The sequence below is a fragment of the Serratia sp. 506_PEND genome, assembly GCF_001076875.1.
GTDB lineage: Bacteria > Pseudomonadota > Gammaproteobacteria > Enterobacterales > Enterobacteriaceae > Serratia > Serratia marcescens.
In genome coordinates this window covers 1-5,597 of record NZ_JVEL01000273.1, presented here as the reverse complement: position 1 = coordinate 5,597, position 5,597 = coordinate 1, and the positions used below count along the sequence as shown (strand labels likewise).

5 protein-coding genes and 2 pseudogenes are annotated in these 5,597 nt (G+C 59.0%); 3 read left to right on the top strand and 4 right to left on the bottom strand.

Annotated features, from left to right (window positions below; genetic code table 11):
* Positions 1–102: pseudogene (locus tag ADK28_RS32910) on the top strand (alpha-ketoglutarate-dependent dioxygenase AlkB); the annotation flags it as partial.
* Here the strand turns inward: ADK28_RS32910 and ADK28_RS07155 are convergent.
* On the bottom strand, positions 85–1,020 hold the full coding sequence (locus ADK28_RS07155; RefSeq protein WP_033639909.1) for a LysR family transcriptional regulator: 936 nt from the start codon (positions 1,018–1,020) through the stop codon (positions 85–87). The pseudogene ADK28_RS32910 and the gene ADK28_RS07155 sit on opposite strands and share 18 nt — an antisense overlap.
* Before the next feature lie 85 nt (positions 1,021–1,105).
* Between ADK28_RS07155 and ADK28_RS07150 the strand changes: the two genes are divergently transcribed.
* Entirely contained in the window at positions 1,106–1,735 is a 630-nt protein-coding gene (locus ADK28_RS07150; protein ID WP_048795277.1) for a serine-tRNA(Ala) deacylase AlaX, read from the top strand.
* A 13-nt stretch (positions 1,736–1,748) separates the two neighbouring features.
* On the opposite strand, the gene ADK28_RS07145 is transcribed toward ADK28_RS07150, so the two are convergent.
* Positions 1,749–1,991, bottom strand: coding sequence for a hypothetical protein (locus tag ADK28_RS07145; RefSeq protein WP_048795276.1), 243 nt, complete (start codon positions 1,989–1,991; stop codon positions 1,749–1,751).
* 321 nt (positions 1,992–2,312) lie between these two features.
* Here ADK28_RS07145 and ADK28_RS07140 point away from each other — a divergent pair, with 321 nt between their 5' ends.
* On the top strand, positions 2,313–3,068 hold the full coding sequence (locus ADK28_RS07140; protein WP_033639911.1) for a glycosyltransferase family 2 protein: 756 nt from the start codon (positions 2,313–2,315) through the stop codon (positions 3,066–3,068).
* Between the two features lie 102 nt (positions 3,069–3,170).
* Here ADK28_RS07140 and ADK28_RS07135 read toward each other — a convergent pair whose 3' ends face one another.
* Together ADK28_RS07135 and ADK28_RS07130 are read right to left on the bottom strand one after the other, a co-directional pair.
* On the bottom strand, positions 3,171–4,811 hold the full coding sequence (locus tag ADK28_RS07135) for a Na+/H+ antiporter (RefSeq protein WP_033639912.1): 1,641 nt from the start codon (positions 4,809–4,811) through the stop codon (positions 3,171–3,173).
* A 191-nt stretch (positions 4,812–5,002) separates the two neighbouring features.
* Positions 5,003–5,597: pseudogene (locus tag ADK28_RS07130) on the bottom strand (PQQ-binding-like beta-propeller repeat protein); the annotation flags it as partial.

The following is a 5,597-nucleotide window of genomic DNA, read 5'->3' as shown; positions in this document are numbered from 1 at the left end:
CCATCGCGGCTCTGTTTTCACGGCATCCTGCCGGTCAAGGAAGGCTACCACTCGCTGGTGGGGCCGCACCGCATCAACATCACGCTACGCAAGGCGCTTTAACTGCGGCTCCTGCGCCAGGCAGGCGACGAGATAGTCGATAAACACCCGCAGTTTGGGCGGCAGATACTGGTTGGGCGCATAGAGCAACCACAGGCCGCCGTGATAGCTGCTGAGGAAATCCCATTCCGGCAACACCTGCACGATCTCGCCGTCGTCGAGCGCCTGGCGGGCGGTAAAGTACGGCAGGCTGCCGATGCCGATATGCCGTTTCACCGCGTCCAGCCGCACGCCGGTGTGGTTGGCGGCGTAGCGGCCGCGCACGCTGACCGTCACCGTTTTGCCGCTGCGGCGGAATTTCCATTGCGCGTCGCTCGGCGTTTCTCCCAGATAGATGCAGCTGTGCGCCGCCAGATCGTGCGGGTGCAGCGGCGTGCCGTGTTGCGCCAGGTAGTGCGGCGTGGCGCACAGCAGATGGTCTATTCTCATCAACTGGCGGCCGACCAATCCGGGCGACGGGCGATCGGTAATGCGCAGCGCCAGATCGACCCGATCGTCGATCAAATCCATGTAACGATCTTCTAGCCGCAGCCTCACGTCCACCTTCGGGTAGCGGCGCAGGAACTCCGGCATGTGCGGATGCAGCACGAAGCGGCCCACCGCTTTGGGTACGCTGACGCTGACCAGCCCTTCGGGCTCCGCGGCGCCGCGCCCGCCGATCGCCATGACCGCGTCGGCCGCCGCCAGCAGGGTGCGGCAGTGCGCAAACGCCTCTTCGCCGCTTTCGCTCAGCCGCAGTTTGCGGGTGGTGCGGTGCAGCAGCTGCAGCGCCAGCGCCTGCTCGAGCTTCGCCACGCTGCGGCTGACGGCGGAAGGCGAAGCGCCCAGCTTGCGGGCGGCGGCGGAAAAACTGCCGCTCTCTACCACCTGAACGAAAACGGCCATTTCGGCCAACAGCGCGTAAGAAAGATTTGTGCTCATGACGCAAAGGTCCATTGTGATGGCGGCGGATTATGCTCCGATTATGACATGAATATAATGGCTCTTCGAACCGAGGAGAAAAATGATGACCGAACGACGTTATTACTACAGCGACGATTTACAGGGCCAGGCGCAGGTGTTGAGCTGTGCGCCGGCCGAGGCGGGCGCTTACGCCGTGGAGCTGGACGCCACGCTGTTCCACCCGCAGGGCGGCGGCCAGCCGTCCGATGTGGGGTCGTTAGGCGGCGTCATCGTGCTGCGGGTGCAGCAGCAGGGGGATACCGTGGTGCACTTTACTGCCGCGCCGCTGCCGAACGGGCCGGTTACGATGCAAATCGATGAAGCGCAGCGCCGGCTGCACGCCCGCTGGCACTCCGCTGGGCATCTGATCGGCTGGTTGGGCGAAACCCGGGGCTGGCGGCCGGTCAAGGCTCATCATTGGCCGGGTGAAGGGCGCATCACTTTCGCGCCGGGGCCGGATGCGCAGACGATAGAAGCGGATTTTTTGCAGGCGGAGCTGGCGCGCTTGATCGCCGCCGATCTGCCGCGCCGCCAGCAGGCGGTGGACGGTTTGCGCCAGGTCGGTTTCGGCGAGCTGCCCGCCTACGGCTGTGGCGGCACCCATGTCGCCGCGCTGGGCGAGGTGGGCGCGATCGCGATTACCGGCCTAAAGATGAAGAAAGGGCAGTTGAACGTGCAATATGAGCTGGGTTGAATGAGGGGGCGGCTCAACGACCGGCCTGCCGCAGCTGGGTGCAGAACGCGCATTGGCATCCCGCTACCGGCACTGCCGCGCAACTGCCGATGCTCACCGGCTGGGCGTCCATGGCGTGAAAGCCGTAAAACAGATTTTCGATGTTTTGTTCCGCCGCCCGCCCCTGCTCCGGGCGCGGTTCGGGCACTTTCGACTGAAACGCTGCGGCCTTGCCGGCCAGCAGGCTGAGAAACAACAGCGACAGCTGGATTTTCATCGTCGTCTTCCCTTTACTTGTTTTTTGATACGTTATAACAAAACCAAGGCGCCGCCAAGCGCCGCGCTCGCGCTCGGCGCCCGCCAGCGCGTGAGCCGGTGCGGTGAACGCCCGTGTTTAATCCGCCTTTCTCTTTGATTTAATTGAAATTGATGAAATAGTCAGATGCCATCATCCAGGGCATGACAGGGCAGCCAATATTCTAAATACTTAATCGAAGAGGCGCTCGGGGCAGGAGAAGCGCTTTGGGAGCGCGCTTTTGCACGGCGCGTCCGCCGTTTTTGGCATGGACTGCATTTTCTCAGTGTCGTGGATTGTAAAATGGATTTTTGTAACCGGATTTCCGTGTGTTTATTGACGTTTAATTCATCGCGCCTGCTGCGTGACGTGTTGCAACCTGTGGCGGCGTTCGCCGATGAAATCATCGTGGTGGATTCGGGCAGTACTGACGGCACGTTGGCCATTTGCGACGACTTCAATATCAAGCCTCTTTATCACCCGTTTGAAACCCATGGCCGGCAAATGAATTACGCCATATCCCGCGCGCGGCATGACTGGGTTTTGTGCCTGGACAGCGATGAGATCATGGATGATGAAGCGGTCGACGCGATGCGGCTTTTCAAGCGCACCCCAGGCCCTGACAAAAACAACGCCTATCGCATTCGTCGCGATTGGTTTGTGTTGGGACAGGCGGTCAGAACGCTTTATCCCGTCTCGTCACCGGATTACCCCATTCGCTTTTTTCATCGCCAGGTGGTGAAGTTCAATGATGCGCCGGTAGATGATGCGGCGGAAGGGGGCGCATCCACCTTGATACTGGCCGGGCACGTTAAACACGACACTTTTTTCTCAATCGAGGAAGTGTTTGCCAAGCTGAACAGCTATACGGCGCGCGTGGTGAAATACAAGGCGATAAGGCCATCGATTCTCCGGGGGGTGATTAGCGCCATCGGCGCATTTTTCAAGTGGTACATTTTCAGCGGCGCCTGGAAAGCGGGCCGGGTCGGGGCCGTGACCGGCGTTTATGCGGTGTTCTACAGCTTTTTGAAGTATTTCAAGGCGTGGTACCACAGATAGCCGAACGACGGGCGTGGCGTGAGCACTCGTTCGATTGCGGCGCGCGATTGCGGCGGCGACCGCGCGCCGAAGGCGGGGGGCGAACCGCCTTCATCTCCTCGTTTAAACGCTGTCTTCAGCGATCAGCACCTCAGTGATATCAATGCGATGCAGCAGCTTTCTCTGTTTCTCATGGCTGATTTTCTTCATGCGGCGCAGCCGGTACAGCTCTTCTCTTTCCGCGTGCAACGAGGCTAAGTACAGCTGCTTTTCCAGCCGCTTCAGCGCCACGATATTCTTAACGTCTTCTTTGGTCAGAATTTTACGTTGCAGCACGTCCAGCATCCGCCGCGTCGTTTCTTCAATCAGCTCCGGCGTGGCGTCGTCCGGCGGGGCGACGAGCAGCTTTTCCTTGGTTTCGTTGACGGCTTTGGTCGCCGCGCTCGCCAAGGCTTCTGAAACGGAGAAAGCCTCTTCCTGATCTTCTTCCGGCGGCAGATTGCCGCGCAACAGGAAGGGCAGCGTGACGATGCCGACGACGATCGACAGCAGGATGACCCCCGAGGCGATAAACACCAGTTGATACCGCCCCGGGAATGGCGAGCCATCCAATAAAAACAGCGGAATTGACAGCACGCCCGCCAGGGTCACCGCCCCTCGCACCCCGGCAAAGGCGGCGACGAACAGATCGCGCGTGCTGAATTTCGAAAATAACAGCGGATCTTTGCGCATCAGGGTCGCGCTGCCGACCTTCATCAGCCACAGCCAAATCAAACGCACGGCGATCAAACTAAAATAGATGATCACCACGTAAGCCAGCAGCGTCTCCAGGCTGATGGAATGATCGATACCGGTTTGCGCCACGGTGAAGTTCAAGATGCCCGGCAGCTGCAGCCCAAGCAGAATAAACACCATGCCGTTAAACACGAACTCGAGCATTTCCCAAATATTATTGGTGCGTAAACGCACCAGCGGCATGCTGCGATTCACTTTGGATTGGCCAATCATCATGCCGGCGCTGACGGCGGCCAGGATGCCGGATACGCCGATTCTTTCCGCAATCAGATAGCAGGAAAAGGGCAGTAACAGCGAGAAAATAATCTGAGTGGCGGAATCGTTATACATCCATTTATGGATGAACTTAACCATTTGATTATAGAGAAAAACAATAATGATGCCGCACAGCACCCCACCAATCGATACCTGCAGAAAGGTCAGAAAGGCGCTCTCCAGGGTAAACGCCATCGCGCCGAGCGCGACAGCGATAGAGAAGTTGAGGGAAACCAAACCGGAGGCGTCGTTCATCAACGCCTCCCCTTCGATCACTCTCATCACGGGTTTGGGCATGCGTCCTTTACCGACGATGCCGGACAGCGCCACGGCGTCCGTTGGCGACAGAACGGCGGCCAGGGCAAATGCGGCGGCGAGGGGGATTGACGGGAGCAGGAAGTGAATCAGATAACCCACCCCGACGACCGTGATGATCACCAGCACCAGGGCCAGACAAAGGATTTCTCTGCCGTAATGGATGAACTCTTGCGCCGGCGTTTTCCAACCGTCGGCGAACAGCAGCGGGGGAATAAACAGCATCAAGAAAAGCTCGGGATTGAAGTCGATATGCAATCCAAACTGCGGCCAGGCCAACACGGCGCCAACGATGATTTGCATCAGCGGAAGCGGGATCTGGAAGGGCAAGATGCGCGTCACGACGCCGGACAACGAGACGGTGAGCAATAAGATCAATATGGTGAAGAATGTTTCCATCGTGAACCTTTTGTGGATTTAATTTTTCTCGCCGTTATCAAACGGTTTTTCTGCATGCCGGCGTCAGGCGGGCTCGCCAGCCAAGGCTGAGCAGCGGCCATGGCGGCCGCTGTCGATAAAGATAGCGCAGTTGAGCAAGGCCGGTTCGCCCCGCTTGCCTGTGGGATGGCGCAGACAAACGGGGCAACGGGTTAAGGCAGCGCAAACGCCATCACGTAATCGCCGGTTTCTGTCGAATGCGCGGCGCCGCCGACCACAATAACGATGTATTGCTTGCCGGTTTTAGGCGAAACGTAGCTCATTGGCGTCGCGCTCGCGCCGACCGGCAGCGCATATTTCCAGACTTCTTTGCCGGTGCTGCTGTCGTAGGCGCGCAGATAATAGTCCTGGAAGCCGGCGAAGAAGACCAGGCCGCCGGCGGTCGTCATAGTGCCCGCGTAGGTGGGCATGCCAACCGGCATCGGCAGGTGCGATCTGATGCCCAGCGGCCCCATTTTTTCGGCGGTGCCGGCCGGTATCTGCCAGGCGATCTTTTTGTTTTTGTAATCGACGGCGGTGATCGTGCCGTAAGGGGGTTGGTTGCAAGGCACTTCGAGCGGCGACATCCACATCAACGTGATCATGCCGTATGGCGTGCCGATCATGGGGGAAGGCCCGTGGCCATCGATCACTTTTTGCGGGTACTGTTTCGCGACGCGTTCATAGCTGTCGCGCGCCACTAACCAAAACACGTTCGGAATGCGCACATCGTTCATGTAAGCCATATGGTTCACAGGATCAATCGAC

Excerpts from the sequence above, each read along its gene's own strand:
- ADK28_RS07135 (WP_033639912.1), bottom strand. The coding sequence starts at position 4,811 with ATGGAAACATTCTTCACCATATTGATCTTATTGCTCACCGTCTCGTTG.
- ADK28_RS07145 (WP_048795276.1), bottom strand. The coding sequence starts at position 1,991 with ATGAAAATCCAGCTGTCGCTGTTGTTTCTCAGCCTGCTGGCCGGCAAG.
- ADK28_RS07150 (WP_048795277.1), top strand. The coding sequence starts at position 1,106 with ATGACCGAACGACGTTATTACTACAGCGACGATTTACAGGGCCAGGCG.
- ADK28_RS07155 (WP_033639909.1), bottom strand. The coding sequence starts at position 1,020 with ATGAGCACAAATCTTTCTTACGCGCTGTTGGCCGAAATGGCCGTTTTC.
- ADK28_RS07140 (WP_033639911.1), top strand. The coding sequence starts at position 2,313 with ATGGATTTTTGTAACCGGATTTCCGTGTGTTTATTGACGTTTAATTCA.